Genomic DNA, 25,538 nt, shown 5'->3' with positions numbered 1-25,538 from the left:
TTCCGAACCGCTTCGCCTCGCCCGATCCGCCCGCCCGCCCGATCCAGGCGGGCCTACCCAGCCAGCGGCCCGGCGCAGCGCCCGGGTCGCGACGCCACCTTCCCGATCCGGCCGCCGCGCCGGACCGGGCATCGAAATGAACGGAGCCGTGCATGAGCGTCGCCGTCGACTACTACTTCAGCCTGATCTCGCCCTACGCCTACCTCGGCCATGCGCCGCTGCTGGCGCTGGCGCGCGAGACCGGCGCGCACCTGCGCTACAAGCCGGTGCGCATCTTCGAACTGTTCTCCGCCAACGGCGGCCTGCCGCTGGGCCAGCGCGCGCCGGCGCGGCAGCGCTATCGCGTGGTGGAACTGCAGCGCGCGCGCGCCGAGCGCGACGTGCCGCTGAACCTGACGCCGAAGCACTTCCCGGTCGACCCGGGCCTGGCCGACCGCTGCGCGATCGCGCTGGTGCGGGCCGGGCGCGATCCGGCGCAGTACATGGACACGGTGTTCCGCGCGATCTGGGCGCACGACGAGGACATCGCCGACCGCGGCGTGCTGGCGCGCGCGTTGCGCGACGCCGGTCACGATGCCGATGCGATCCTCGCCGCGGCCGATACCGGCGCGGTGGCCGAGGTCTATCAGGACAACACGGCCGCGGCGATCGCCAACGACCTGCCGGGCCTGCCGGGTTACGTCTTGAACGGCGAGCCGTTCTGGGGCCAGGATCGCGTCGACGCGCTGCGCGCGGCGCTGGTCAGCGGGCGCGCGCCGTTCCTGGCCGGCGCCGGCGCGGCACCGCGTTGAACCGCGGCGTCGGCCGCGGCGGCGCCTGAACTGCGCCGTCGCCGCCGATCGTCGTCAACCCCTCCCATGACGCGCCAGCATCGTTAAACTACGCGCCATCATCCGCGGCTCCCCGCAACGTCCGAGGCCCCCTGCCATGAGTGAAATTCCCGGCGATCTGAAGTTCATGAAGTCCCACGAGTGGGCCCGCGTCGAAGGCGACGGCAAAGTCACCGTCGGCATCTCCGACCACGCCCAGGGCCTGCTCGGCGACCTAGTCTACGTCGAGCTGCCCAACGTCGGCGACCGCGTCGAAGCCGGCAACGCGTCGGCCGTGGTGGAATCGGTCAAGGCCGCCTCGGACGTGTACGCGCCGGTTTCGGGCACCGTCACCGCGGTCAACACCGAGCTGTCCGACAAGCCGGAGACCATCAACGAAGACGCCTACGGCGAAGGCTGGATCTACACCGTCGAGATCGACGAGCCCGATCAGCTCAACGAACTGCTGTCGCCGGACGACTACGCCGAGCTGCTGGAAGACGACGACCACTGAGCCGTCCGCCGCGGCCGATCCCTCGGCCATGGCCCCACGGGGAGCGCAGGACCGGACCGCGACGCGGTACCGGGACTGGCTCCCCGTTTCGTTGTGGGCGGGCCTTCGGGCCCGATGGTCTTGTTTCCGCTGTGGCGGACCTGCCTCGCGACCTGCGCCGAAAGCGCGACCGAACCTTTCTCGCGGCCTGAGCCGAAAGCGTCGGGGCTGAAGCCCCTCCCACAACAGTCGGCGTCGTTGCCTTGGCGGCGAGACCTTCGTCGCGGCGTTCCTGTGGGAGGGCCTTCAGGCCCGATGCTTTTCTTTCCGCCGCGGTAAAACCTGCCCAACTGCATGCGCCAGAAGCGCGGTCGAACCTTCCTCGCAAGCTGAGCCGAAAGTGTCGGGGCTGAAGCCCCTCCCACAACGGCCGGCGTCGTTGCCTTGGCGGCGAGACCTTCGTCGCGGCATTCCTGTGGGAGGGCCTTCAGGCCCGATGCTTTTCTTTCCGCTGCGGTAAAACCTGCCCAACCGCATGCGCCAGAAGCGCGGTCGAACCTTCCTCGCAAGCTGAGCCGAAAGCATCGGGGCTGAAGCCCCTCCCACAACGGCCGGCGTCGTTGCCATAGCGGCGAGAGCTTCGCAGCGGCATTCCTGTGGGAGGGCCTTCAGGCCCGACGCTTTTCTATCCGCCACGGCGGAACCTTCCTCGCGAGCTTGCTCGGCCGAAGCCATCGTGGCCCAAACCCTCCCACGACGGCGGTGTTCGTCGGCGGGAGCGGCTTCAGCTCCGACGCGCTTCGATCCGCCGCGTCGTCGCGCCGGCGATGGCCGGATACTCACCGCGCGTGCCGCCGCTCAGCATTCGAATGCGAATACGAGGTGGCATTCGCGGGCGCGTCGTTGACGCCGGCATAACGCGATCGCGCGCGCCGCGTCGCCGTCGCCGCCGGTCGCTCCCCGCTCGACGACGATGCTTCGATGCCAGCGAGCAGCGTGGGTGCGCGCGTCGCGCGGGTGTTGCCAGGCGGCGCTGGCGGCGTCTGCGGTAGCGGCGATGCCGCCGCGCCACGAGCGAGGATGGCGCCGGCGTCATCGGCGCCGCCACGCGCATGCATCGTTTTCGCTCGGGAAAATCCACGCGACCGCGCTCGCGGTCGCGTGCCGTCGCGGTCGGCGCGACGGTCGTGCGCCGCGGTCGCGATGCAGCGCGCCGGCAGCGCTGGTGCGGGTGCCGAGGCGGGAGCGCGCTCGTGCGTCGCCGCCGCCGGCAGCGCCGATGCTGGCCGCCGGATCGGACGACGCAACGCATGTCCGGCCGCGCGCGCTCCACTTTCGCGTAGCGTTTCGAACGGATCGCCGCGTCGCCGCCGCTGCGCTCGCGGCAACGCCGCCGTGGCGTTCGCGCGCGACCGGCGCGCGCGCCGCGCGCTGCGCTCGCGTCGGCGAACCGCGGCGGCGACGCGGCGATGGCGGCGCGTCGTTGCCGCCGACGCCCGCGCGTCGCGCGTCCGCACCGGCGCGTTCGCGCGTGCCGGTCGCGGACGCGGCGGTCGTCGCCGCCGACCTTCCCGACGCCGGTCGCGGGGAAAAAAAGTTCGCGCACTTTCGCGCATTCGGGCTTGTGCGACGCCAAATCGGCGGCGTCGGCGGAAGGGAATTTTTCTTGCCGGTACAGGTCGCCGCGAACGCTTCGCGCGCGTCGGCGAACGCGCGCGCGCATCGCGCGATGCGCGAAAAGAAAAAACGCGACAACGCGGAAACCCGCGCCACGCTTGGGTTTCAGCGTAGTAGTCGAAATTCTTTCGCGTAGCCTTCGATGCGCGCGCGCGTTGCCGCGCGATGCGCGCGCGCGCGCCGTCCGCGCCGGGCCGGTCGGGCCGGCGAAGAAAAATCCGCCGGGGTTGTTGACAGTTGCAAAAAGCGTGATTAGGTTTCGCCCAGCAGACGTTCACTGCCACGAGAGTGAGAACAGCCAGCGCGACAACACGCAGCACAAATCGAACCTCCGCCCGGACAGTCAAAACGGTGGACGCAGGATTCGCTTCCTCTGCAGAAATGTTGGCCCCGCTCTCTTCGCCGATGACATCCAAAGTCCCGATGACATCGCTGGCGTCTCGCAAAGCACCCGGTACGCGTTCGGCGGCCCGGGTTTTTGTTTGGTCGCGCGGTTGCGCGGCCGCTTCCGCCCCGGCTCGCCACCCGGGCGGGCCAGCCATCGGTCCTGCCGCCGCCACGGCCGGACGCGATCCCCGATCCGTTCCGACGCGCCTCGCGCGCCGGCGGTTGCACGCGGGTCCGACTCCCGCGGCTCTGCCACCACAGAGTCTTTATAACTGGGCTTACCGCTACACCCCTGATCATCCCTGATCGACCACTGACGAGGAGCCATCCCATGGCCGTTAAGAAAGCCGCTAAGAAGTCCGCCGCCAAGAAAGCGACGAAGAAGGTCGCCAAGAAGGCCGGCGCTAAGAAGGTCGCCAAGAAGGCCACCAAGAAGACCGCCAAGAAGGCCGTGAAGAAGGTCGCCAAGAAGGCCGTCCGCAAGACCGCCAAGAAGGCCGCCAAGAAGACCGCCAAGAAGGCCGTGAAGAAGACCGCCAAGAAGGCGGCGAAGAAGGCGACCAAGAAGACCGCCAAGAAGGCCGTGAAGAAGACCGCCAAGAAGGCGGCGAAGAAGGCCACCAAGAAGACCGCGAAGAAGGCTGTCAAGAAGACCGCCAAGAAGGCCGCGAAGAAGGCCCCGAAGAAGGCCGCCAAGCGCGCCCGCAAGCCGAAGGCCGCCGCCATGCCGGCGACCCCGGCGCCGCTGATCTGAATCAGCGCCCCGATTAAGCCGTAACCCGACTCTCTCCCCGCAGCCCAGGCGGGGGGAGAGTTTTTTATTTGGGCCGGCGGAAAGCGCGCCGGCCGGCCGCGAGCGTCCTCGCCTTCGGCCGATGCGCGGCCCGGGCCGTCCCGCGGCGCTTGCCCGTCGCGCCATCGCGCACCGCACGTCGCGCCGCCGCTGCATCCGCCCGCGCCGCCTTCCGCCTTCCGTCGGCGAACCGCGCCGCTCACCTCGCTTCCCGCGCGACGGCGCTAGCATCGGCGCAACGCCACCGGAAGGGGACCGCGTCGTGAAAGCACTGCTCAAGGGCCTGCTCTATCTGATTCTGTTGCTGGCGCTGGTCTGCGTCGGCGGCGGACTGCTGTTGCCGTCGACGACCCATGTCGAGCGCTCGATTTCGATCGACCGGCCGCCGGCGCAGGTGTACGCCATGATCGATTCGTTCAAGCGCTTCAACGAGTGGTCGCCGTGGTACGCGATGGAGCCGGAGGCGAAATACAGTTACTCCGGGCCGGAATCCGGCGTCGGCGCGCGCATGGCCTGGGACGGCGAGACGGTCGGGCGCGGCAGCCAGCAAATCGAGGCGTCGGCGCCGCAGAAGATCGTCTTGGCGCTGGAGTTCGACGGCAGCCGGGCGACCGCCAGCTACGCGCTCGCGGCCGAGGGCGACGGCACCCGGGTGACTTGGGCGCTGGACAGCGACCATGGTTACAACCCGATCGCGCGCTGGTTCGGGCTGCTGATGGAAAAGATGGTCGGCAAGGACTACGAGCAGGGGCTGGCGCGGCTCAAGCAGGTGCTGGAGAACGATCCGCGCTGAGGGTGCGAGCTGCGCCCAGAGCTCCGGTTCGGCATCCGCTCTTGTGGGAGGGACTTCAGTCCCGACGTTTTCGGCTCCGATCGCCGCGATCCGAAAGAAAAGCGTCGGGACTGAAGTCCCTCCCACGACAGCACCGCTATGGGGTGGCCGCCAACGAAAAGGCCCGCCGAAGCGGGCCTTTCGATTCGTGCCGCGCGCGAGCGTTTACCGCGGCGCCGCGGTCGACTTCTGCGCGTTGCTGCCGTTGACGTCGCGCGCCGGGCCGACGCCCTCGGACGCGTACAGGCCCGGGTCGTCGAAGCCGTCGACGTCGAGCCAGCGCTGCACCGGCATGCCGATGGCGCGGTCGAGGATGGTCGGCAGCATGCCGGTCGGCAGGCCGCTCTCGCTGTTCCACAGCACCGCGATGCCGAGGTCGCGCTCGGGGACCATCGCGACCATGCCGCGATAGCCCTGCACCGCGCCGGCATGGAACACCACGCGGTGGCCGGCGTAGTCGAACACCCGCCAGCCCAGCGCGTAGCCGGCCGAACCGATGCGCTGGCGGCGCCAGCTGGAGCCGCGGATCTCGCTGGGCGTGTCGACCAGCGGCTGGTGCAAGGTGGCCAGCAGCGGCAGCGGCAGCACGTCGGGGCGGTGGCCGGTCTGGGCGATCAGCCACTGCGCCATGTCGCTGGCGCTGGCGTTGACGCCGGCGGCCGGCGGCAACTGGTAGTAGGTCGGCTTCGGCGTCACCGAGGCCCAGCCGCCGCGCGCGCGCACGTGCGGCTTGGCCCAGCGCGCGCTGGCGGTGATGCCTTCCAGGCCGAGGCTGGCGTCGTTCATGCCGAGCGGCTTGAACAGGCGGCGCTGCACTTCCTGGCTGTAGAAGTCGCCGGTGGCGGCGAAGACCACGTCGCCGATCAGGCTGAAGGCGATGTTCTGGTAGCCGTAGCAGGTGCCCGGCTGGCAGGTCATCGGCGCGTAGGCGAGCTTCTGGGTGAGCACGCGGTAGTCGGCGTAGTTCTCCAGGTCGCGGTCGTAGGTGTTGTGGCTCAGGCCGACGCGGTGGCTGAGCACGTCGGCGACGGTGACCGTGCGCGCGGCGTTGGCGTCGACCATCTGGAAGCCGGGCATGTAGTCGACGACCTTGCTGTCCCAGCGCAGGGTGCCGTCGTTGACCAGCAAACCGGTCAGGGTGCCGGCGAAGCTCTTGGACAGCGAGGCCAGGCGGAACACGGTGTGGGCGTCGATCGCCTCGGCGTTGCGCACGTCGGTGATGCCGTAGCCGCGCGCGCTGAGGATCTGGCCGTTGTGGACGATGGCCATGGCCATGCCCGGGATGCGCTGGTCGGCGACCATGGCCTGGGCCATGGCTTCGAACTGCTGCACGTCGAAGCCGGCGGCCAGCGGTTGCACGCGCAGGTTGGTATTGGCCGGCGCGCCGATGCCCAGTCCCTGCGGCGCGGTGCCGTCGACGCCCTGGCCGCGCGCGACCGCATCGGTGGAGACCGGCGTGGGCAGGGAAGGATTGGCGGGCTGCCAGCGCAGCGAGGTCTGCGCGGTCGAGCCGAGGGTCAGGGTCAACAGGCCGGCGAGGGCGCCCAGGCGCCACGGGTTGAGTGAGCGTCGGGAAAGATCGCGTTTCATCGCTCAGCGCCTGCAAAGACCGGGGTGTCCCGATTCTAGCTCCGATCTCAGGGAGTTGCGCAACAACCGTATTCAGGTTGATGTTTTTTCAGGGATTAATTGTTTTTCTGCAAACCGCGGCCCGGTCTGGGGATGTGGCTTTTCAGTGGTGAGAAAGTGCGAGGCTGGGCCGCGGCGAGGCCGGGCGGGTGGAGGCTGTTGTGGGAGGGGCTTCAGCGCCGATGCTTTTCGGCCAGATCGCCGCGACCGGAGCGAACAGCGTCGGGGCTGAAGCCCCTCCCACAACAGCGGAGCCCGGCATCCTCGGACCGATTCCCGATTCCCGATTCCCGATTCCCGATTCCCGATTCCCGATTCAAGCCCGCCCGCGGATGAGGTCCGCCGCGCGCTCGGCGATCATCATCGTCGGCGCGTTGGTGTTGCCCCCGATCAGGGTCGGCATCACCGACGCGTCGATCACCCGCAGCCCTTCGACACCGCGCACGCGCAGTTGCGGGTCGACCACCGAGGCCTCGTCGCGGCCCATGCGGCAGGTGCCGACCGGGTGGTAGATGCTCTCGGCCTTGGCCCGGACGAAGGCTTCCAGGCCGGCGTCGTCGAGGTCGTCGCGGGCGGGGAAGATCGGCGCGCCGCGGTAGGCGTCGAAGGCTTTCTGCCGGAGCAGGTCGCGCGAGAGCTTGGCGCATTCGATCGTCATCTTCAGATCGAAGCCGTCGGCATCGCCGAGATAGTTCGGATGCAGGCGCGGCTTGTCGCCGGCGCTGGCGCTGGCGAGTTCCAGATGGCCGCGGCTGCGCGGACGCAGGAAGCAGGCATGCACGGTGTAGCCGTCGCCGGCCAGGCGGTGGCGGCCGTGGTCGTCGAGCATTGCCGGGACGAAGTGGAACTGGATGTCGGCGCGCTCGTCGCTCGCGTACCGCGAGCGCACGAAGCCGCCGGCTTCGGCCATGTTGCTGCTGCCGATGCCGCTGTGGCCGCGCATGAAGTAATCGAAGATCACCTTGAGCTCGCTGGCGCGGTCGTAGGTGATGCGCTGGGTGGAATGGTGCAGGGTGCAGATGTCGAGATGGTCCTGCAGGTTCTGCCCCACGTGCGCGGCGTCGGCCAGCACCTCGATGCCGTGCTTGCGCAACTGCGCGGCCGGGCCGATGCCGGACAGCATCAGCAGTTGCGGCGAGTTGATCGCGCCGCCGCACAGCAGCACTTCGCGGGTCGCGCGCTGGTGCAGCGCGTTGCCGCCGTGGCGGTAGACCACGCCGGTGGTGCGGCCGTGTTCGAAGGTGATGCGGTTGACCAGCGCGCCGGTGACGACCTGCAGGTTGCGGCGCTCGCGCGCCGGGTCCAGGTAGGCCACCGCGCTGGAGCAGCGCGCGCCGTTCTTCTGGGTCACCTGGTAGAAACCGAAGCCTTGTTGTTGCGGGCCGTTGAAGTCGCGGTTGCGGGCGTAGCCGGCCTGCTCGGCGGCATCGACGAAGACCGACGACAACGGGTTGGTGTGGCGCAGATCCGACACGTACAGCGGGCCGAGGCTGCCGTGCAAGGCGTCGTCGCCGCGGCTGTTGCGTTCGCTGCGCTTGAAATAGGGCAGCGCGTCGTTCCAGCCCCAGCCGTCGGCGCCGAGCGCGGCCCATTCGTCGTAGTCGCCGGGCACGCCGCGGATGTAGCACATGGCGTTGATCGAACTGGAGCCGCCGAGCACCTTGCCGCGCGGCCACCACAGGGTGCGGCCGTCGAGCTGCGGCTCCGGCGCGGTGTCGTAGTCCCAGTTCACGCCCTTCTGGTTGACCAGCTTGGCGATGCCGCCGGGCATGTGGATGAAGGGGTGGTAGTCGCGCGGGCCGGCTTCGATCAACAGCACCCGGGTGTCGGGGTCCTCGCTGAGGCGGTTGGCGAGGACGCAGCCGGCCGAGCCGGCGCCGATGATGATGTAGTCGAACTCGGTGGGCACTGGCGGTTCCCGCTGCGGCGCCGCGTGGCGTGCGGCGCTCATCGGGCGACCGTAAGCGCCGGGGCTAGAGCAAATGCTCCCAACATTGGGGCCTGGCGCGGCGGCGCCGCGTTTCCGGCACGCAGGAGCGGCGCGAGCCGCGACTGCGGGGGTGCAGGTCGCGTCGCATATGCGGTGTCGCGGTCGCGGCTCGCGCCGCTGCTACAGGGAGATACGCGGCCTGCGGCGCGAAGGTGAGGCCTCGACCCACACGCCACGCCCGGTGGTAGCGGCGGCCGACGCCTTTGGGCTACCGTGCCGGCAATCGCGTCGCCGCCACGGCGGCGCGGGGCGGCGGCGGCCGCGACGGCCCGGGGACGAACCCGCCAGGGCGCGCGGCCGACCACGATCTGCAGGACCGGCGGCGCGCCGCCGCCGGTCCACTCATGGAGCGACGCGATGTCGGCAGTGCAAGGCGCCACCCTGTCCGGCGGACGGGTCCACACCGGGGAATGGCGCGCGGTGGCCTTGTCGCTGGCCTATTTCTTCTGCGTGCTGACCGCGTACTACGTGATCCGGCCGGTGCGCGACCAGCTCAGCGCCGCGGTCGGCTCGACCCAGTTGCCGTGGTTCTACGCCGCCTCGTTCCTGGCCACGCTGGCGCTGACGCCGGCGTTCTCGGCGCTGGTCTCGCGCTATCCGCGCCGGGTGGTGGTGCCGGTGGTGTACGGTTTCTTCATCGCCTGCCTGATCGGTTTCGCGCCGCTGTTCGGCGACGGCGGCCCGCTCAGCGCGCATGCGCTGGGGGTGGTGTTCTTCGTCTGGATCAGCGTGTTCAACCTGTTCGTGGTGTCGGTGTTCTGGAGCTTCATGACCGACATCTGGAGCGAGGGGCAGGCGCGGCGGCTGTTCCCGATCATCGCCATCGGCGGCACGGTCGGCTCGCTGGTCGGGCCGGCGCTGACCCGGCAGCTGGTCGGCACGATCGGGGTGGCGCCGCTGCTGCTGGTCTCCGCCGGCCTGCTGGCGCTGGCGCTGGTGTTGGTGCTGGCGCTGGGGCAGTGGTCGCGCGTGCACGGCACCCGCCGCTTCGAGGGCCAGCACGAGGCGGCGATCGGCGGCGGCATGTTCGACGGGCTCAAGCAGATCTTCGCCAATCCGTTCGTGCGCTCGATGGCGATCCTGATGCTGCTGGGCGACTGGATCGGCACGGTCAACTACGGGTTGGTCGTGGACTACTCCAAGGCCACGTTCACCGACGCGGTCTCGCGCACCCGTTTCGCCGCCGACCTGGACCTGATGACCAACATCATCGCGCTCAGCACCCAGGTGCTGATCACGCCGTGGCTGCTGTCGCGGCGCGGCGCGGCGGCGGTGATCGGGGTGTGGTCGGTGGTGACGGTGGCGGTGTTGAGCCTGGCGGCGTGGGTCGGCAACGCCTATGCGCCGCTGACCGAACTGTTCCCCGGCTACGGCGCGCTGGTGGCGATGCTGCCGTCGGGCATGGCCGGCTTGGTCGGGCCGCTGCCGGCGGTGGCGGTGGCGCTGGTGGTCAGCCGCGGCCTGTCCTACGGCATGGTCGGGCCGGCGCGCGAGAGCCTGTTCGCCAGCGCCGCGCGCACCCTGCGCTACAAGGGCAAGAACGCGGTCGACACCGCGGTGTGGCGGTTCGGCGACGTGATGGTCGCCAGCACCATGGTCGCCCTGCGCGGCGCCGGCGCCGGCGTGGCCGGGTTGGCCGGGATCAGCGCGGCGGTCGCGCTGGGCGCCGGCGTGGTCGGCTGGAACCTGGCGCGCTGGGTCCAGCGCGGCGGCGCGGACGAGGCGGCGAAGGACGCGCGCGGGTGAGCCCGCGCGGCTGGCGGCCGTGGCCGCGCAACCCGTGGCTGCAGCGCCTGTTCGTCGGCGCGACGCTGGTCGTGCTGGGCTGCCTGGCCTGGGGCTTCTTCTGGGAACCGCGGCAACTGGTGGAACGCGATTACGACTTCGCCCTGCCGCACTGGTCGCGCGAGTGCGAAGGCCTGCGCCTGGACGTGGTCGCCGACCTGCACACCGGCTCGCCGCACAACGGCCTGGACAAGCTCGACCAGATCGTCGCCCGGCTGATCGCCAGCGACGCGCCGGCGGTGCTGATGGCCGGCGACTACGTGATCCTCAGCGTGCTCGGCGGAACCTACATCTCCGCCGACCAGTTGGCGCCGCACCTCAAGCCGCTGACCGCGCGCAAGCCGGTGTACGCGGTGCTCGGCAACCACGACTGGTGGAAGGACGGCGGCAAGGTCCGCGCCGCGCTGGAATCGGCCGGCGTGGTGGTGCTGGAAGACCAGGCGCGCAAGGTCGAACTGGGGCGCTGCACACTGTGGATCGTCGGCATCGGCGACAAATGGGAAACCCGCCACGACATCGCCGGCGCCTTCGCCGGCGTGAGCGACGACGCTCCGGCGATCGCCCTGACCCACAACCCCGACCTGTTCCCCGAGATCCCGCCGCGCGCGTCGCTGACGATCGCCGGCCACACCCACGGCGGCCAGGTGCAACTGCCGTGGCTGGGCACCCCGGTGGTGCCGGCGCAGATGCGCTACGCCGGCGGCTACCTCGTCGAAGACGGCAAGTCGCTGTTCGTGTCCACCGGCATCGGCACCAGCATCCTGCCGGTGCGGTTCGGGGTGCCGCCGGAGATTTCGCGGCTGACCTTGCGCGCGGCGGCGAGGGAGCCGGTGCGGCATTGAATGTTTGCGCCAAGGCGGCCGCACCGCCTTGAAGGACGAGGAGCGCGATCCGATGGAACGTACTGCGATGTTGGGCGCGCTCATGCTGATGCTGGCGGGCTTGTTGCCCTGGCGGCCGGCGCGGGCCGACACTTTTTTACCGCCGCGCGTCGAGACTTACCTGTCCGGCAATGGGCGCTACCGGCTGACGGTGACGCCGTCGGCGGACATTTCCTTGCCCGCACGCGAGGACGTCGCGCCCGCAAACGCAGCGCAAGCGCGGGTGGAACGCCGGCAAGGGACGGGCTGGGCGCAGGTGTGGCGCGGGCCGCTGCGCAATCCGGTGGCGCCGTCGTGGAGCGTGGTGTCGAATACCGGCCAGGTGGCGACCTTCGACGATTACGCCGCCGCGGGCCATGGACCGCGCGTGGTCGTGCTGTACGGCCCGACTGGCCGCAGCGTGCGCACGCTGAGCCTGGCGCAGTTGTTGCCGGCCGACTACATCCGCGCCTTGCCGCGTTCGGTCAGCTCGATCGGCTGGGGCCGCGAGCACGCATTCTCCGCCGATGGGCGCAGCCTGCGGCTGCGGGTGAGCATTCCCAGCAACAAGGAGGGAGGGCTGAGCCCCGCCGGCTATGTCGAACTGTCCCTGGACGCCGCGACCGGACAACGCGCGCCCGGCTACGCGGCTGCGTTGCAGCGTGCGTATGCCCAGGCTGCGCCGGCCATCGCCCGGGAGCAACTGCGTTGGGAGGCGGCGAAGGCGTTCCTGCGCGCGCCGCTGCTGGCGCCGGAAACCGGCGATTACGGCGCCTGGAATCGCTACCTCATCGAAGCCTATCGGCGCCTGGACTCCGGTGGACGCGAGACCTCGCCGAAACTTATGCGGGTGCAGCTGCAGGCCGGCCGTGCCGACCTGCCCGAACACCGGCGGATCGTCGAAGCCTTGTCGAACCCGGGCAAGGACCCACGCGCCTTGGTGTTCGCCACGACCTTCGCCCAGCCGCCCGAACAGGAAGGGCTGATCGCATCCCTGGCCAAGGCCGCGCGGGACGCGCCGGCGGGCTGTCAGGCCGGCCGGCGCGTATATGTGCTGGCCGACGACCAAGGCGCCGCCGCCGCCGTCGCGGCGCTGGCGCGCACCGGTGCGACCGTTGTGCGGATCGATCCCTCCCGGCCGATCGCCCAGCGCGCACAGGTGCTGCGGGCGCTGGAGCGCGATTGAGCGACGCGTCCGCGGCCTATGCCGAAGGTCGGGATGACCATCCGCAGACGCCGCCGCGGTCGGCGCGGCGCTAGCTTGTCCGCGGGAAACGGGAGTGGCGGCCATGCGCGAGCCTTGCGGGCGGTGCGAATGCGGTCGTGCGCGTGCGCCGGACGGTGCGCGGCGCGGCGTGGATGAGCGCTGGGCGAGGGTTCGCCGCCGCGGAGCGCGCGCATGAGCGGCCTGCGTCGCGCCCTGGCCCGGACGCCGCCGTTGTGGTGGTCGCTGCTCTACTTCTTCTGCCTGCTGTGCGGCTACTACGTGCTGCGCCCGGTGCGCGACGCGATGGGCGCCTCGGCCGATGCCGCCACCGTGTTCCCGCACGCCTGGATCGAATTCGCGCGCGGCCACGGCTGGGAGCTCAAGGACTTCGCGCTGCAAGTGCTGTTCACCTGCACCTTCGTGGCGATGCTGGCGCTGCAGCCGGTGTACGGCGCGCTGGTCGCGCGGTTCCCGCGGCGCGCGCTGCTGCCGCTGGTGTACGGCGTCTTCATCGTCTGCCTGTTCGGCTTCCACTGGGCTTTCCATGCGCAGGTGCCGGGCCGCGGCATGGCGTTCTTCGTCTGGACCGCGATCTTCAACCTGTTCGCGGTGACGGTGTTCTGGAGCTACATGGCCGACGTATTCGACGACCGCCAGGCGCGGCGCGTGTACGGCTACATCGGCGCCGGCGGCACCGCCGGCGCGGTGCTCGGGCCGATGCTGACGCAGTGGCTGGTGCAGCCCTTGGGCGTGGCGAACCTGCTGTTGGTCTCGGCCGGGTTCCTGTCGGTGTGCGTGTTGTGCGTGGTGCGCTTGCGGCCGTGGGCGATGGCGCGCGAGCGCGCGCACGGGCTGGCCAGCGGCGAGGGCGCGATGGGCGGTTCGGTGTGGGCCGGCCTGCGCCTGGTGTGGCAGCGGCCGGCGCTGCGGGCGATGGCGATCACCCTGTTTTTCAGCGTCGGCGCGGCGACCTTGCTGTACAACCAGCAGTCGGCGATCGCGCGCGAGTTCTATCCCAGCGCCGAAGCCGCCACGCGCTACTTCGCCCGCATCGACAGCGCGGTCAATCTGCTGGCGATCCTGACCCAACTGCTGCTCACGCGCTGGCTGCTCAATCGCCACGGCGTCGCGCCGGCGCTGCTGATGCCGGGGCTGATCCTGATGCTGGGCTTCGCCGCGCTGATGGCCTCGCCGCTGCCGATGATGGTTGCGGTGGTGCAGGTCGCGCAGCGCGCCGGCGAATTCGCCCTGTCCAAGCCGGCGCGCGAGACGCTGTACACGCGCATGGATCGGCCTTCGCGCTACAAGGGCAAGGCGGTGATCGACACCGCGGTGTTCCGCGGCACCGACCTGGCCTTCGTCTGGGTGCATAAGGCGGTGGCCTTGCTCGGCACCCAGGCGGTGTTCGCCGCCGGCGCGCTCGCCGCCGCCGGCATGACCGCCGGCGCGTGGAGCATCGTGCGCGCGCAGCGCGGGCTGCCCGGCGCGGCCGGTCCCGTTCCTTCCGTTACCGAACCCAACCCACGAGGTGCCGCATGACCATCGATCGCCGCGATTTCCTCGCCGCCGGCGCGGCTGCCGCGAGCCTGCTCGCGCTGCCCGGCGGCGCGCTCGCCGCCGCCAAGCCGCAACCGCTGAAACTGCTGGTGCTCGGCGGCACCGGTTTCCTCGGCCCGCATTTCGTCGAGGCGGCGCGCAAGCGCGGGCACACGCTGACCTTGTTCAACCGCGGCAAGACCAACCCGGACAAGTTCTCCGGTGAGGACTACCGCGACATCGAACAACTGCACGGCGACCGCAAGACCGATCTTTCGGCGCTGGAAGGCGAGCGCAAGTGGGATGCGGTGCTGGATACCTCCGCCTACATTCCCGCCGACGTGACCCGCTCGGCGAAGTTGCTCGCGCCGAAGGTCAGGCAATATCTCTTGGTCTCGACCATTTCGGTCTACGCCAAGAACGACGTGCCGTCCGAGGAGACCTCGCCGCTGGCGGTGCTGTCCGATCCCAACGTCACCGAAGTCACCGGCGAGACCTACGGCGGCCTCAAGGCCTTGTGCGAGAAGGCGGCCGAGGCAGAACTGCCGGGCCGCACGACCGTGGTGCGGCCGGGGCTGATCGTCGGTCCGGGCGACAACAGCGACCGTTTCACCTACTGGCCGGCGCGCGCCGAGCGCGGCGGCGAGATCCTCGCGCCCGGCAGCGCCCAGGACCCGACCCAGTTCATCGACGTGCGCGACCTCGCCGCGTTCCTGCTGGCGTGCATCGAGCGCGGCCACGTCGGCATCTACAACGCCGACGCCGAGCCGGGCGCGCTGACCATGGGCGCGCTGCTGCGCGAATCGCAGAAGGCCGCAGGCAAGAAGTCGACGCTGACCTGGGCGCCGGCCGATTTCCTCGAAGCGCAGAAAGTGGCGCCGTGGAGCGACATGCCAGTGTGGATTCCCGCGCGCGGCGAATATACCGGCTTCGGCCGCACCTCGGTGCGCAAGGCGCGCGCGGCGGGCCTGAGCTACCGGCCGCTGCGCGACACCGTGCGCGACACCCTGGCGTGGTGGCGCAAGCTGCCCGATGAACGCCGGGCCAAGCCCAAGGCAGGCCTGTCGGCGCAGCGCGAAAGCGAGGTGCTGGCGGCGTGGCATGCGCAGGAGAACAAGGGCGGTTGAGGCGGGCGCCGTCCGCGTCGGCGCCGCGTCCCGCGATTGCCGCCACGGCGCAAGCGCGGCGCCAGGGCTTATGCTGCGCGCTCGCACCCATGAGTCCGCCCCATGCCCTGGCTAGCCGTCGTCCTGACCGCCCTGGTCGCCGTGTTGCACACCTGGTTCCTGGTCCTGGAAATGTTCCTGTGGACCAAGCCGCTGGGCATGAAGACTTTCCGCATGAACCCGGACAAGGCCGAGCAGACCAAGGTGCTGGCGGCCAACCAGGGCCTGTACAACGGCTTTCTGGTCGCCGGCCTGGTGTGGGCGCTGGTGTGCGCGCGCCAGGACGTGGCGACGTTCTTCCTGGCCTGCGTGGTGGTCGCCGGCGTGTTCGGCGCGGCGACCGTCAGCCGCCGGATCTTCTATGTGCAGGCGGTGCCGGCGATCGCTGCGTTGGCGGCGTGGTGGTTGCTGTAATCGCGGCGGCCGCTCAGGCCGCCGGCATGCGGGACCTGTAGCACGACCCGCTATTGTGGGAGGGCCTTCAGGCCCGACGCTTTTCGATCAGGTCGGAACGAAAAGCGTCGGGCCTGAAGGCCCTCCCACACACGCCGAGCGTTCCTGCAACACTCGCGCCGGCGAACCGAATCGCCGCATCCGCAACCGGCGCCTCGCCGCGCGCCGGTCGCGAACCCGACGCCGGCTCAGCCGTGCAGCTTCTTCGCCGTCTCCGCCACTTCACGGCCCTGGTAACGCGCCGCGTCGAGTTCGTTCTGGGTCGGCTGGCGCGAGCCGTCGCCGCCGGTGATGGTGGTGGTGCCGTACGGCGAGCCGCCGGTGACCTCGTCCAGGCGCATCTGCCCGGCATAGCCGTAGTTCAGGCCGACGATCACCATGCCGAAGTGCAGCAGGTTGGTGATGATCGAGAACAACGTGGTTTCCTGGCCGCCGTGTTGGGTCGCGGTGGAGGTGAACGCCGCGCCGACCTTGCCGTGCAGCGCGCCCTTGGCCCACAGCCCGCCGGCCTGGTCGAGGAAGTTGGCCATCTGCGAGGACATCCGGCCGAAACGCGTGCCGGTGCCGACGACGATGGCGTCGTAATGCTCCAGATCGGCGATCTGCGCGACCGGCGCGGTCTGATCGAGCTTGTAGTGCGACTTGCGCGCGACCTCTTCGGGCACCAGCTCGGGTACGCGCTTGATGTCGACCTGCGCGCCGGCTTCGCGCGCGCCTTCGGCGACGGCTTCGGCCATCTTTTCGCAGTGGCCGTACGCGGAGTAATACAGAACCAGGACTTTCGCCATCGTCGTCGCCTCGGGTTGGGACAGGGCGTCGAGCCTAGGCCGGCGATGTTTCAGGCGGTGTGACGGGCGTCGGCGAACTTGTGGGAGGCCCTCAGGCCCGAGGATCACCGCTTTTGTGTGGGGGCCTTCAAACCCGAGGCCCTCTAGCTTTTGTGGGAGGGCCTTCAGGCCCGATGCTCCCTGGCTTTTGTGGGAGGGCCTCAGGCCCGATGCCCTTGTTTCAGATCGCTGCGACCTGAGCGAAGAGCATCGGGCCAGAAGGCCCTCCCACAAGCGCCGCCCACTCTGCCGCACCCGGTCGCGCGCGACTAGTTCGCGATCCGGGATAAACAGTCCCGATCCGCGCCGAACTCGCCAAAGCCCGCAACGCCAAGGCTTGCGCGCATTGTCCCCGCTCCGGAACAATGCCGATGCGGCGCCGCGGTTTATCCCGCCCTCGTGCCCGCCTACAGTGCACTCACTCACCGGCCACGCCACGCCGGCCCGGTTCCCTGCGAATCCCCTCTCTTCCCCGCCGCACCGGCGCGCCATTGCGCGCGCCGGCGACGTTCCGTCTTTGGAGTCCGCCGTGTTGCTCCCCCTAATCCTGCTCTCGGCCGCCGGTTTCACCGTGCTGACGACCGAATTCATCCTCGTCGGCCTGCTGCCCTCGCTCTCGCGCGACCTCGGCGTGAGCGTGTCGCAGGCCGGCCTGCTGGTGACCTTGTTCGCCTTCGCGGTCGCCGCCAGCGGCCCGTTCCTGACCGCCTATTTCGCCCGCTTCGAACGCAAGCGCCTCTTCATCGTCGTGCTGCTGCTGTTCGCCGCGTCCAACGTGGTCGCGGCGATGGCGCCGAATCTCGGGGTGATGGCGTTCGCGCGCTTGATTCCCGCGCTCGGCGTGCCGGTGTTCTGGGCGCTGGCCAGCGAGACCGCGGTCGACATCGCCGGCCAGGATCGCGCCGGCAAGGCGATCTCGATGATCTCCTTCGGCGTGATCTGCGCCACCGTGATCGGCGTTCCCACCGGCACGTTGATCGCCGACGCGTTCGGCTGGCGCGCCGCGTTCGTCGCGCTCGCCGTCGCGTCGTTGCTCAAGGCCGGCATGCTCTACGCCTTCCTGCCCGACAGCCGCGGCGCGCAGCCGCCGAAGCTCGGCGAACAGTTCCGGGTGCTGCGCGATCCGCGCGTGGTCGGCCACGTGCTGATGTCGGTGATCCTGTTCGCCGGCATGTTCACCGCCTACACCTATCTCGCCGATATGTTCGAGCGTCTGGCCGGCCTCAACGGCGCGGTAGTCGGCTGGGCGCTGATGGCCTTCGGCGCGGTCGGCCTGATCGGCAACACCCTGGGCGGGCGCATCGTCGACCGCCACCCGCTGCGCGCCTCGCTGATCTTCAGCGTGCCGTTGGCGATGGGCCTGGTGCTGGTGGTGCCCTCGGTGCAGACCCTGCCGCTGTTCGCCGTCGCGTTGGCGCTGTGGGGCATCACCCAGGCCGCGCTGTTTCCGGTCAGCCACGTGCGGGTGATGAAGTCGGCCCCGCAGGCGCCGGCGTTCGCCGCGGCGCTCAACGTGTCCGGCGCCAACCTCGGCATCGGCGTCGGCGCGATCGTCGGCGGGCGGGTGATCGACGCGGTCGGCGTCGGCGGCGTTGGCTATGCCGCGGCGGCGCTGGTCGGACTGTCGGTGGTGGTCGGATTCGTGCTGATGTCGGTGGGGCAGCCGGCGCAGGCCGATGCCGAACCGGAATGCGCGTCCTGACGAGGTAGGTCGCGCCCGGTTGCGGCACAGTCGCATGGCATTGAGCGCCCGAGCCCACGGACGCCGTAAGCTTGGCGCTCGAACAGGGTCGCCAGACCCGGGAGCGCGCGGTGGCTTGGTGGGAAAACAGCTCGTTCTTCCGGAAGCTGTGGAGCTATCTGGCGATGGCCGGGGTGTTCGCGCTGGGGCAGGCCTTGATGGCCTGGGTGTTCCTGTCGAGCCCGCGTCTGACGTTTTGCTTCCTCGCCGTTGAGCTGGTCTTGGCCGGCGTGGCGATCGTCGCGAGGCCGTTGGCGAGTTCGCGGGCGATGGCGCTGGCGTGGTGCAAATGGGCGCTGCTGGGAATTTATGCCTTGCTCACGGGCTACTTCGCTTTCGTGTTCGCGCTGGGTTGCTATTGGTTCGGGACAGCCAACGGCGCGTGGTCTGCGTTGGCGCTGACCCTGGCGCTCGTGGCCGTGCATTGCGCGGCGCGGTACAGGCCCCGATGGTCCGGATGGGCGCAGTCGGCAGCGAGCCTGTCGATCATGGGCACGAACGCGTGGATCTCGGTCAAGGCCGGCCAGGCGTCGATTCTGCCGTTCGCGCTGGCGCCGATGTTCTGTATCGCGTCGGCGGTGTTCATGGTGGTGGTTTGGCGCGAGGCGGCCAAGCCGAGATCCTGGGACGGCTGATCGCTATCTTGCCGGCAACGATGGCTCAAGCCGGCATCCACAGCGGCACCGCGAACAACACCGCACCCAGCACGAACAGCGCCGTCAGCGCATGCACCATCGGCCGGTTGATGCGCAGGAACACGAACTGCTCGATGGTCCGCCCGACCCAGAACAACGACATCCCCAACAACACCGCGCGGCCCAGCGCGGTGCTGTGCAGCTCGTCGGCGAACAGGAAACACAGCGCGGCGACGCCCGACGCGATGTAGATCAGGCGCAGGTTGAGGATCTGAATGATCGCGCGGTCGGCGACGGTCGCGGTGCGCAGGGTCTTGCGCCAGCCGAAGATCCGCCAGAAGGCCATGTGGAAGACGGCGAAACCGAGGCTGTGCAGGCCGGCGAGGTAGATCCACTGGGTGGCGGTCATGGCGTGGCCGATGTGGGGAGCGGGGGCGATTGTGGCACCGGTTGCGGTGCCGATGGCGCGCGGATGTTTCGTTTCCGACTGTGGGACGCCGCCCCCACAGGTGGCTGCGGCTAATTGCGTTGGGGCTTGGGCGAAACGCGCATGGCGATGCGGGCGCGGAACACGGGTTCGCCGGCGGGGTTGGCGATTTCGACGTTTACCGGCAGGTCGTAGGGCGCATCGGACTCGACGATGGGCGCGGCCGGCGTCGCGACGGCGCGCAGGGTGCCGACGGCTTTCTTCAGGTACTCGACCTGCATGCCGATCGGAATCCAGCGCATCGACTTGGGAATGCTGACGTCGGTCATCACCCCGCCGGTGAGTTCGGCGAGGTTGCACATGGCGATGGCGTGGACGGTGCCGAGGTGGTTGGTGACGGCGCGGCGGTGTTTGATCGTCGCGGTGCAGCGGTTGGGTTCCAGCGATTCGAAGCGCGGCTTGATGCTGCCGAAGTAGGGCGCTTTCATGCAGACCGCGCGCGAGAACAGCCAGTGCCCGGCGGGGTAGCGGGTGAGTTTTTTGTAGAGGGCGAGGACGTTGGCGCTCATGGCGATGGGCTCGTCTTTGAAGGGGGAGTTCGCGCCGTCCTTATCTATCGTCATTCCCGCGAAGGCGGGAATCCAGGGCTTCACCGAGGCATGACTCTGAAGTCTCTGGATGTTCGGCTTCGCCGAAGTAAAGCGGAGCCCGCCTTCGCGGAAATGACGTTAGGGGGGCGGTGTCGCGGTTGATCGATGACGGTCGGGCGCTGCCAGCGCCGCATACCAAAACGGCGAGCCCGAAGGCCCGCCGTTCCAGTCACGCTGCGCTGCACATGGGCGCGTCTTGTTACCGGCTTACGCCGCCGCGCGCGTGTCGCCGCGGCCGGCGCTGTCCTGCGGATACGGCTTGTAACCCGCCGAGCGCAACTCAGCAGCGTCGAAGTCGTCCACGCTGATCGCGTCGATGGTCATCTCGCGCAGTTCCTCCAGCTGCTTGCGCTCCTCGGCGGTGATCCAGCCCTCGCGCACGCCCTCGTCGAGCTGGCCGGCGAAGTCCAGCGCCTGGATGTCGCTGTTCTTCAGCGCCTTGAGGAACTTGCGCTCGACCGGCTCGGCCAGGATCACCTTCTGCAGGTAGCTGTTGATGCGGCCGGCCGGGTTGTTCGCGCACGGGGTCAGGAACACGCCTTCGGCGAGGCGGTCGCGGGCGTCGTTGGGCGACATCAGCAGCGCCGCGGCGCGGTGGCCGAGGCGGTCGCTCGGCGCCTGCGCGCGACGGCCCCAGGGGAAGATCAGCGCCCACAGCAGGTAGCCGACCGGACGGATCGGGAAGTTGCGCAGCGCGCCCGACAGCGCCAGCTCGATCTTGTGCACGGCGTCGTGGAAGGCCCAGGCCAGTAGCGGCTGGTCGCCGACCGGACGGCCTTCGTCCTCATAGCGCTTGAGCATCGAGCTGGCGATGTAGAGCTGGCTCAGCACGTCGCCCAGGCGGCCCGACAGCGATTCCTTGAACTTGAGCTTGCCGCCGAGCAGCAGCATCGAGGTGTCGGCCATCAGCGCCAGCGTGGCCGAGTAGCGGTTGAGCTTGCGGTAGTAGCGGCGGGTGTAAGTGTCGCCCGGGGCGGCGCCGATGCGCGAGGCGGTTAGGCCGTACCACAGGCTGCGCACCGCGTTGGAGATGGCGAAGCCGATGTGGCCGAACAGGTTCTGGTCGAACTCGCGCAGCGCCTGCTTCTTGTCGGGCAGCATCGCCGCCTTCATTTCCTTGAGCACCCACGGGTGGCACAGGATCGCGCCCTGGCCGAAGATCATCAGCGAGCGCGTCATGATGTTCGCGCCTTCCACCGTGATCATGATCGGCACCGCCTGCCAGTTGCGGCCGGCGTAGTTCTTCGGGCCGAGGATGATGCCCTTGCCGCCGTGGATGTCCATCACGTCCTTGGCCACGTCGCGGGCCATGTCGGTGCAGTGGTACTTGGCGATGGTCGAGGGCACGGCCGGGTTTTCGCCGCGCGCGACCGCCGCGGCGGTGGCCTGCGACAGCGCGCTGACCGCGTAGGCGTGGCCGGCGATGCGCGCCAGCGCTTCCTCGACGCCTTCGAAGCGGCCGACCGACAGGCCGAACTGCTTGCGGATGCGCGCGTACGCGCCGGTGACGACCGCGCCCATCTTGGCGCCGCCGCTGCCGGACGAGGGCAGGGTGATCGAGCGGCCGATCGACAGGCATTCGACCAGCATCTGCCAGCCCTTGCCGGCGTAGGCTTCGCCGCCGATCAGCTGGCTCAGCGGAATGAAGACTTCCTTGCCGTGGATCGGGCCGTTCTGGAAGGTGCAGTTGAGCGGGAAGTGGCGGCGGCCGACTTCGACGCCGGCGGTGTCGCGCGGCACCAGCGCCAGGGTGATGCCGATGTCGCGCTTGTCGCCGATCAGGCCGTCCGGGTCGTACATGCGGAACGCCAGGCCGATCAGCGTGGCGACCGGGGCCAGGGTGATGTAGCGCTTGTCGAAGGTCAGCTTGACGCCGACCACGCGCGCGCCGTTCCACTCGCCCATGGTGACGATGCCGTAGTCCGGGATCGAGGTCGCGTCCGAACCCGCCCATGGGCCGGTCAGGCCGAAGCAGGGCACTTCGCGGCCGTCGGCCAGGCGCGGCAGGTAATGGTCCTTCTGCTCCTGGGTGCCGTAGTGCATCAGCAGCTCGGCCGGGCCCAGCGAGTTCGGCACGCCGACGGTCGAGCTGACCACGCTCGACATCGACGCCAGCTTCTGGATGACCTTGTGGTTGGCCAGCGCGCTGAAGCCCAGGCCGCCGTATTCCTTCGGGATGTTGAGGCCGAAGAACTTGTTCTTCTTGATGTAGTCCCACAGTTGCGGCGACAGATCGGCGTCCACGTGGGTGATCTGCCAATCGTTGGTCATCTTGCACAGCTCTTCGGTCGGGCCGTCGAGGAAGGCCTGTTCCTCGGCGGTCAGCACCGGCTTGGGCTGGCTCAGCAGCTGCTGCCAGTCGGGCTTGCCCGAGAACAGCTCGCCTTCGAAGCCGACCGTGCCGGCCTCCAGCGCGGTGCGCTCGGTTTCCGACAGCGGCGGCAGGATCTTGGTGTAGAAGCCCAGCAGCGGCTTGGTGATCAGCGGCAGGCGGATCGCCGGGATCAGCAGCGGCAGCGCGATCAGCGCGACCAGCGCCGCGGCGACGATGGTCGCGGTCGGGTTGGCGCCGAGCAGCCAGCAGGCGACCAGCGCGGTCGCGGTCAGCGCGGCCCACACCGGCAATCGCAGCCGGTGGTAGGCGGCGATCGCGCCGATAAGCAGGAAGGCGAGGAAGGGGATCGCGATACTCATGACGGCGCTCCAGGGGATGCGGCTGGATTCGATCTGGCGGTGAAGGCCGGACTTTGGGAGCCAGGCCCCATTTAGGGCTTGTGCGGGTGGTTCGCGCGTGATGCCGGCCATTCAAACGCTGGCATCAAACGCATAACATACGGTCGAGTATGGGTTCGCCCTTGGAGTGCTGTCAACCGACTGACCGCGGTTTTTCGCGCAACGCTGCGTTCGCGCGCCCGCCGCTGCGGCCATCGGGCGTTTTCGCCGAAGTTCTGTTGCATTGCAGCAATTTCCCGGGCCGTTGCGAACCTGACTCAATGCCGGGTTTGCTGCACTGCGTACTGTCCCCGACCGAGGCGTATGGATAAACTTGTCGTCCATGAACCAGCCCGCCTCGAACAAGCCTGAGCCCGCGCTCGACACCGCGTCCGCCGACGCCAAGTCCTCCGCGCCGTCCGCTTCCGCCAAGAGCGAGGGCAAGGCCGACGCCAAGCCCGAACGCAGCGGACGCCTGAGCGCCGACGACTGGGCGCAGGCCGCGCTCGACCTGATCGCCGAACAAGGCGTCGCCGCGGTCGCGGTGGAACCGCTGGCGCGCCGCCTCGGCGTGACCAAGGGCAGTTTCTACTGGCACTTCCCTTCGCGCGACGCGTTGCTGGTCGCGGCGCTGGAGCGCTGGGAAAAGGTCGAACAGGAAACCGTGTTCGGCCAGCTCGAACCGATCCCCGATCCTCGCCAGCGCCTGCGCTCGCTGTTCCACCTCGTCGCCCACGAGGTCAAGTCGCACATCATCTATTCCGAGTTGTTGAAGGCGCTGGACCATCCGGCCGTGCAGCCGGTGATCGGCCGCGTGTCGGAACGCCGCCTGGACTATCTCACCGCTTCGTTCCGCCAGGCCGGCCTGAGCCGCACCGACGCGCAGCACCGCGCGCGCCTGCTCTACGCCGCCTACGTCGGCTTCCTGCAGCTCAACCTGCAGCTGCACCAGACCCGCATGCAACACGACGAGTTCGAGGCCTATGTCGAACACATGATGGCCACGCTGATTCCCTCGTCGTAAACCGCTTCCTTTTCCGATCCCCCGGAGAGCACTGCCGTGAATGCCAATTTGAAAGATCCCGCCCCCGCGACGTCCGTGCCGGGGAGCGCGGGCAGCGCGTTGCCGGCGCTCAACCAGTGGGTGGCGCAGGTCGCCGCGCTGACCCGTCCGGACACGATCCAGTGGTGCGACGGCAGCGACGCCGAGTACCAGGCGTTGCTGCAGCGGATGCTGGCCGACGGCACCCTGGAGACCTTGAACCAGGACACCCATCCGGGCAGCTACCTGCACCGTTCGCATCCGGAGGATGTGGCGCGGGTGGAGCACCTGACCTTCGTGTGCACCAACGAGCGCGAAGACGCCGGCCCGAACAACCACTGGATGGCGCCGCGCGAAGGCCACGCCAAGATGGACGCGCTGTTCGAAGGCTGCATGAAGGGACGCACGATGTACGTGATCCCGTATTGCATGGGGCCGATCGATTCGCCGCTGGCGCGTTGCGGCGTGGAAATCACCGATTCGCCGTACGTGGTCGCCAACATGCGCACGATGACGCGCATGGGCGCCGCGGCGCTCAAGCGCATCGAGAGCGGCGACTCGTTCGTGCGCGGCCTGCATTCGATCGGCGAGCTCGATCCCGAGCGCCGCTTCATCATGCATTTCCCCGACGAGCTGGCGATCAAGTCGTTCGGCTCGGGCTACGGCGGCAACGCCCTGCTCGGCAAGAAGTGCCACGCGCTGCGCATCGCCTCGCACCAGGCCCGCCACGAAGGCTGGCTGGCCGAGCACATGCTGATCGTCGGCATCGAGAACCCGCAGGGCGAGACCCATTACGTCGCCGCCGCGTTCCCGTCGGCCTGCGGCAAGACCAACCTGGCGATGCTGATTCCGCCGGAAGGCTATCGCCGCGATGGCTGGAAGGTGTGGACGGTCGGCGACGACATCTGCTGGATGCGTCCGGGCGCCGACGGCCGGCTGTACGCGATCAATCCCGAGGCCGGTTACTTCGGCGTCGCGCCGGGCACCTCGGCCAAGTCGAACCCGAACGCGCTGGCCTCGATCCAGACCAACACCATCTTCACCAACGTCGGCGTCACCGCCGACCACCAGCCGTGGTGGGAAGGCCTGGACAACGGCCAGACCCCGGTCACCGACTGGCGCGGCAACGCGTTCGACGCCGCCAAGGGTCCGGCCGCGCATCCCAACGCGCGCTTCACCGTCTCGGCCAGGCAGTGCCCGAGCTATTCGCCGGAAGCGGAGAACCCGGCCGGCGTGCCGATCTCGGCGATCGTGTTCGGCGGCCGCCGCGCCTCGCTGGTGCCGCTGGTGTTCGAGGCCCGCGACTGGACCCACGGCGTGCTGATCGGCGCGGCGATGGGCTCGGAAACCACCGCCGCCGCGACCGGCGCGGTCGGGGTGATGCGCCGCGATCCGATGGCGATGAAGCCGTTCTGCGGCTACAACTTCGCCGACTACTTCGCCCACTGGCTGTCGTTCGACCAGGCCGGCGCGAAGCTGCCGAAGGTGTTCCACGTCAACTGGTTCCGCAAGGGCGACGACGGCAAGTTCCTGTGGCCGGGCTTCGGCGACAACCTGCGCGTGCTGGAGTGGATGATCGGCCGGGTCAAGGGCGAGGCCGGCGCGGCCGACACTCCGATCGGCCACCTGCCCAAGGCGTCCGACCTCAACCTCGACGGCGTCGCGCTCAGCGACGAGGCCCAGGCCAAGCTGTTCGGCTTCGACCCGACCGGTTGGAGCGCCGAGTTCGACAGCATCGGCGAGTACCTGCGCGAGTACGGCCCGCGCATGCCGCAGGCGCTGCACGACGAGCAGCAGCGCATCGCGGCGGCGTTGAAAGGCTAAAAACCAGGAGTGAGCGGAGAGGAGTGAGGAGCGAGCGGGGCGTGTCGGCCTGCTCGGGCCTTG

The 25,538-nt window shown here is 69.4% G+C and carries 24 protein-coding genes and 2 pseudogenes; 18 read left to right on the top strand and 8 right to left on the bottom strand.

Features of this window, described 5'->3' with window-relative positions; all coding sequences use genetic code 11:
- Positions 1–152: 152 nt before the first annotated feature.
- The 6 genes and pseudogenes from JHW41_RS19450 to JHW41_RS27435 form a co-directional block, all read left to right on the top strand.
- The gene (locus JHW41_RS19450; protein ID WP_250444813.1) at positions 153–791 is read left to right on the top strand and encodes a 2-hydroxychromene-2-carboxylate isomerase; all 639 of its coding nucleotides are present in this window, start codon (positions 153–155) and stop codon (positions 789–791) included.
- A 136-nt stretch (positions 792–927) separates the two neighbouring features.
- Entirely contained in the window at positions 928–1,323 is a 396-nt protein-coding gene (gene gcvH, locus JHW41_RS19445) for a glycine cleavage system protein GcvH (RefSeq protein WP_057946506.1), read from the top strand.
- A gap of 1,258 nt (positions 1,324–2,581) precedes the next feature.
- Positions 2,582–3,115, top strand: a complete 534-nt coding sequence (locus JHW41_RS19440) for a hypothetical protein (protein ID WP_250444811.1) — start codon at positions 2,582–2,584, stop codon at positions 3,113–3,115.
- 582 nt (positions 3,116–3,697) lie between these two features.
- Positions 3,698–4,120: a hypothetical protein gene (locus JHW41_RS27440; protein WP_057946507.1), complete on the top strand. Its 423-nt coding sequence runs from the start codon at positions 3,698–3,700 to the stop codon at positions 4,118–4,120.
- 301 nt (positions 4,121–4,421) lie between these two features.
- Positions 4,422–4,952 (top strand): SRPBCC family protein, encoded by a 531-nt coding sequence (locus tag JHW41_RS19430; RefSeq protein ID WP_250444810.1) that lies wholly within the window; start codon positions 4,422–4,424, stop codon positions 4,950–4,952.
- A gap of 43 nt (positions 4,953–4,995) precedes the next feature.
- Positions 4,996–5,049, top strand: a pseudogene (locus JHW41_RS27435) (DUF6053 domain-containing protein); the annotation flags it as partial.
- Here the strand turns inward: JHW41_RS27435 and JHW41_RS27430 are convergent.
- The 4 genes and pseudogenes from JHW41_RS27430 to JHW41_RS19420 all read right to left on the bottom strand — a co-directional run.
- A pseudogene (locus JHW41_RS27430) lies at positions 5,028–5,078 on the bottom strand (DUF6053 domain-containing protein); the annotation flags it as partial. The pseudogenes JHW41_RS27435 and JHW41_RS27430 overlap by 22 nt on opposite strands.
- A gap of 78 nt (positions 5,079–5,156) precedes the next feature.
- The gene (locus JHW41_RS19425) at positions 5,157–6,581 is read right to left on the bottom strand and encodes a serine hydrolase domain-containing protein (RefSeq protein WP_078995966.1); all 1,425 of its coding nucleotides are present in this window, start codon (positions 6,579–6,581) and stop codon (positions 5,157–5,159) included.
- Positions 6,582–6,723: 142 nt separating this feature from the next.
- Complete coding sequence (locus tag JHW41_RS27425) at positions 6,724–6,819, bottom strand: DUF6053 domain-containing protein (protein ID WP_428995578.1); 96 nt, start codon at positions 6,817–6,819, stop codon at positions 6,724–6,726.
- A gap of 117 nt (positions 6,820–6,936) precedes the next feature.
- Complete coding sequence (locus JHW41_RS19420; protein ID WP_428995400.1) at positions 6,937–8,571, bottom strand: GMC family oxidoreductase; 1,635 nt, start codon at positions 8,569–8,571, stop codon at positions 6,937–6,939.
- Between the two features lie 396 nt (positions 8,572–8,967).
- On the opposite strand from JHW41_RS19420, the gene JHW41_RS19415 reads away from it, so the two are divergent.
- The 7 genes from JHW41_RS19415 (at position 8,968) to JHW41_RS27420 (ending at position 15,909) form a co-directional block, all read left to right on the top strand.
- On the top strand, positions 8,968–10,356 hold the full coding sequence (locus JHW41_RS19415) for an NTP/NDP exchange transporter (RefSeq protein WP_250444806.1): 1,389 nt from the start codon (positions 8,968–8,970) through the stop codon (positions 10,354–10,356).
- The gene (locus JHW41_RS19410; protein ID WP_250444804.1) at positions 10,353–11,237 is read left to right on the top strand and encodes a metallophosphoesterase; all 885 of its coding nucleotides are present in this window, start codon (positions 10,353–10,355) and stop codon (positions 11,235–11,237) included. The genes JHW41_RS19415 and JHW41_RS19410 overlap by 4 nt, the downstream gene beginning before the upstream one ends.
- A gap of 67 nt (positions 11,238–11,304) precedes the next feature.
- Positions 11,305–12,441, top strand: a complete 1,137-nt coding sequence (locus JHW41_RS19405) for a hypothetical protein (protein WP_250444803.1) — start codon at positions 11,305–11,307, stop codon at positions 12,439–12,441.
- A gap of 180 nt (positions 12,442–12,621) precedes the next feature.
- Positions 12,622–14,001 (top strand): NTP/NDP exchange transporter, encoded by a 1,380-nt coding sequence (locus JHW41_RS19400; protein ID WP_250451124.1) that lies wholly within the window; start codon positions 12,622–12,624, stop codon positions 13,999–14,001.
- Positions 13,998–15,125: an SDR family oxidoreductase gene (locus JHW41_RS19395; protein WP_250444801.1), complete on the top strand. Its 1,128-nt coding sequence runs from the start codon at positions 13,998–14,000 to the stop codon at positions 15,123–15,125. Before JHW41_RS19400 ends, JHW41_RS19395 begins: the two co-directional genes overlap by 4 nt.
- A gap of 102 nt (positions 15,126–15,227) precedes the next feature.
- Complete coding sequence (locus JHW41_RS19390; RefSeq protein WP_250444799.1) at positions 15,228–15,578, top strand: DUF1304 domain-containing protein; 351 nt, start codon at positions 15,228–15,230, stop codon at positions 15,576–15,578.
- The gene (locus tag JHW41_RS27420) at positions 15,526–15,909 is read left to right on the top strand and encodes a DUF6053 domain-containing protein (protein ID WP_428995399.1); all 384 of its coding nucleotides are present in this window, start codon (positions 15,526–15,528) and stop codon (positions 15,907–15,909) included. Before JHW41_RS19390 ends, JHW41_RS27420 begins: the two co-directional genes overlap by 53 nt.
- Here the strand turns inward: JHW41_RS27420 and wrbA are convergent.
- Positions 15,806–16,405, bottom strand: coding sequence for an NAD(P)H:quinone oxidoreductase (wrbA, locus tag JHW41_RS19385; protein ID WP_250444797.1), 600 nt, complete (start codon positions 16,403–16,405; stop codon positions 15,806–15,808). The genes JHW41_RS27420 and wrbA overlap by 104 nt on opposite strands.
- 248 nt (positions 16,406–16,653) lie before the next feature.
- Between wrbA and JHW41_RS27415 the strand changes: the two genes are divergently transcribed.
- The 3 genes from JHW41_RS27415 (at position 16,654) to JHW41_RS19375 (ending at position 18,820) form a co-directional block, all read left to right on the top strand.
- The gene (locus JHW41_RS27415) at positions 16,654–16,734 is read left to right on the top strand and encodes a hypothetical protein (protein WP_428995577.1); all 81 of its coding nucleotides are present in this window, start codon (positions 16,654–16,656) and stop codon (positions 16,732–16,734) included.
- A gap of 239 nt (positions 16,735–16,973) precedes the next feature.
- Positions 16,974–18,146, top strand: coding sequence for an MFS transporter (locus tag JHW41_RS19380; protein ID WP_057946519.1), 1,173 nt, complete (start codon positions 16,974–16,976; stop codon positions 18,144–18,146).
- Between the two features lie 71 nt (positions 18,147–18,217).
- Positions 18,218–18,820 carry a hypothetical protein gene (locus tag JHW41_RS19375; RefSeq protein ID WP_250444795.1) on the top strand — a complete coding sequence of 201 codons (603 nt, stop codon included), beginning with the start codon at positions 18,218–18,220 and terminating at the stop codon, positions 18,818–18,820.
- Between the two features lie 25 nt (positions 18,821–18,845).
- On the opposite strand, the gene JHW41_RS19370 is transcribed toward JHW41_RS19375, so the two are convergent.
- The 3 genes from JHW41_RS19370 to JHW41_RS19360 all read right to left on the bottom strand — a co-directional run bounded on the left by JHW41_RS19370 (position 18,846) and on the right by JHW41_RS19360 (position 22,591).
- The gene (locus JHW41_RS19370; RefSeq protein ID WP_250444793.1) at positions 18,846–19,229 is read right to left on the bottom strand and encodes a hypothetical protein; all 384 of its coding nucleotides are present in this window, start codon (positions 19,227–19,229) and stop codon (positions 18,846–18,848) included.
- A 110-nt stretch (positions 19,230–19,339) separates the two neighbouring features.
- Positions 19,340–19,816: a hotdog fold domain-containing protein gene (locus tag JHW41_RS19365; RefSeq protein WP_250451122.1), complete on the bottom strand. Its 477-nt coding sequence runs from the start codon at positions 19,814–19,816 to the stop codon at positions 19,340–19,342.
- Positions 19,817–20,104: 288 nt separating this feature from the next.
- Positions 20,105–22,591: an acyl-CoA dehydrogenase gene (locus JHW41_RS19360; RefSeq protein ID WP_250444791.1), complete on the bottom strand. Its 2,487-nt coding sequence runs from the start codon at positions 22,589–22,591 to the stop codon at positions 20,105–20,107.
- 361 nt (positions 22,592–22,952) lie between these two features.
- Here JHW41_RS19360 and JHW41_RS19355 point away from each other — a divergent pair, with 361 nt between their 5' ends.
- Positions 22,953–23,633: a TetR/AcrR family transcriptional regulator gene (locus JHW41_RS19355; RefSeq protein ID WP_082644332.1), complete on the top strand. Its 681-nt coding sequence runs from the start codon at positions 22,953–22,955 to the stop codon at positions 23,631–23,633.
- A 75-nt stretch (positions 23,634–23,708) separates the two neighbouring features.
- A complete protein-coding gene (locus JHW41_RS19350; RefSeq protein WP_250444789.1) occupies positions 23,709–25,475 on the top strand; it encodes a phosphoenolpyruvate carboxykinase (GTP) in 1,767 nt (588 codons plus the stop codon).
- The last annotated feature ends 63 nt before the right edge of the window (positions 25,476–25,538 follow it).

This window comes from Lysobacter enzymogenes (assembly GCF_023617245.1).
GTDB lineage: Bacteria > Pseudomonadota > Gammaproteobacteria > Xanthomonadales > Xanthomonadaceae > Lysobacter > Lysobacter yananisis.
The sequence above is the reverse complement of the archived record's forward strand: the minus strand, read 5'-3'. Positions and strand labels throughout refer to the sequence as shown.

Coding starts and splice junctions, on each gene's coding strand:
- JHW41_RS19450 (WP_250444813.1), top strand. CDS start 153: ATGAGCGTCGCCGTCGACTACTACTTCAGCCTGATCTCGCCCTACGCC.
- gcvH (WP_057946506.1), top strand. CDS start 928: ATGAGTGAAATTCCCGGCGATCTGAAGTTCATGAAGTCCCACGAGTGG.
- JHW41_RS19440 (WP_250444811.1), top strand. CDS start 2,582: ATGCTGGCCGCCGGATCGGACGACGCAACGCATGTCCGGCCGCGCGCG.
- JHW41_RS27440 (WP_057946507.1), top strand. CDS start 3,698: ATGGCCGTTAAGAAAGCCGCTAAGAAGTCCGCCGCCAAGAAAGCGACG.
- JHW41_RS19425 (WP_078995966.1), bottom strand. CDS start 6,581: ATGAAACGCGATCTTTCCCGACGCTCACTCAACCCGTGGCGCCTGGGC.
- JHW41_RS19420 (WP_428995400.1), bottom strand. CDS start 8,571: ATGAGCGCCGCACGCCACGCGGCGCCGCAGCGGGAACCGCCAGTGCCC.
- JHW41_RS19415 (WP_250444806.1), top strand. CDS start 8,968: ATGTCGGCAGTGCAAGGCGCCACCCTGTCCGGCGGACGGGTCCACACC.
- JHW41_RS19405 (WP_250444803.1), top strand. CDS start 11,305: ATGTTGGGCGCGCTCATGCTGATGCTGGCGGGCTTGTTGCCCTGGCGG.
- JHW41_RS19395 (WP_250444801.1), top strand. CDS start 13,998: ATGACCATCGATCGCCGCGATTTCCTCGCCGCCGGCGCGGCTGCCGCG.
- JHW41_RS19390 (WP_250444799.1), top strand. CDS start 15,228: ATGCCCTGGCTAGCCGTCGTCCTGACCGCCCTGGTCGCCGTGTTGCAC.
- JHW41_RS27420 (WP_428995399.1), top strand. CDS start 15,526: ATGTGCAGGCGGTGCCGGCGATCGCTGCGTTGGCGGCGTGGTGGTTGC.
- wrbA (WP_250444797.1), bottom strand. CDS start 16,405: ATGGCGAAAGTCCTGGTTCTGTATTACTCCGCGTACGGCCACTGCGAA.
- JHW41_RS19370 (WP_250444793.1), bottom strand. CDS start 19,229: ATGACCGCCACCCAGTGGATCTACCTCGCCGGCCTGCACAGCCTCGGT.
- JHW41_RS19365 (WP_250451122.1), bottom strand. CDS start 19,816: ATGAGCGCCAACGTCCTCGCCCTCTACAAAAAACTCACCCGCTACCCC.
- JHW41_RS19360 (WP_250444791.1), bottom strand. CDS start 22,591: ATGAGTATCGCGATCCCCTTCCTCGCCTTCCTGCTTATCGGCGCGATC.
- JHW41_RS19355 (WP_082644332.1), top strand. CDS start 22,953: ATGAACCAGCCCGCCTCGAACAAGCCTGAGCCCGCGCTCGACACCGCG.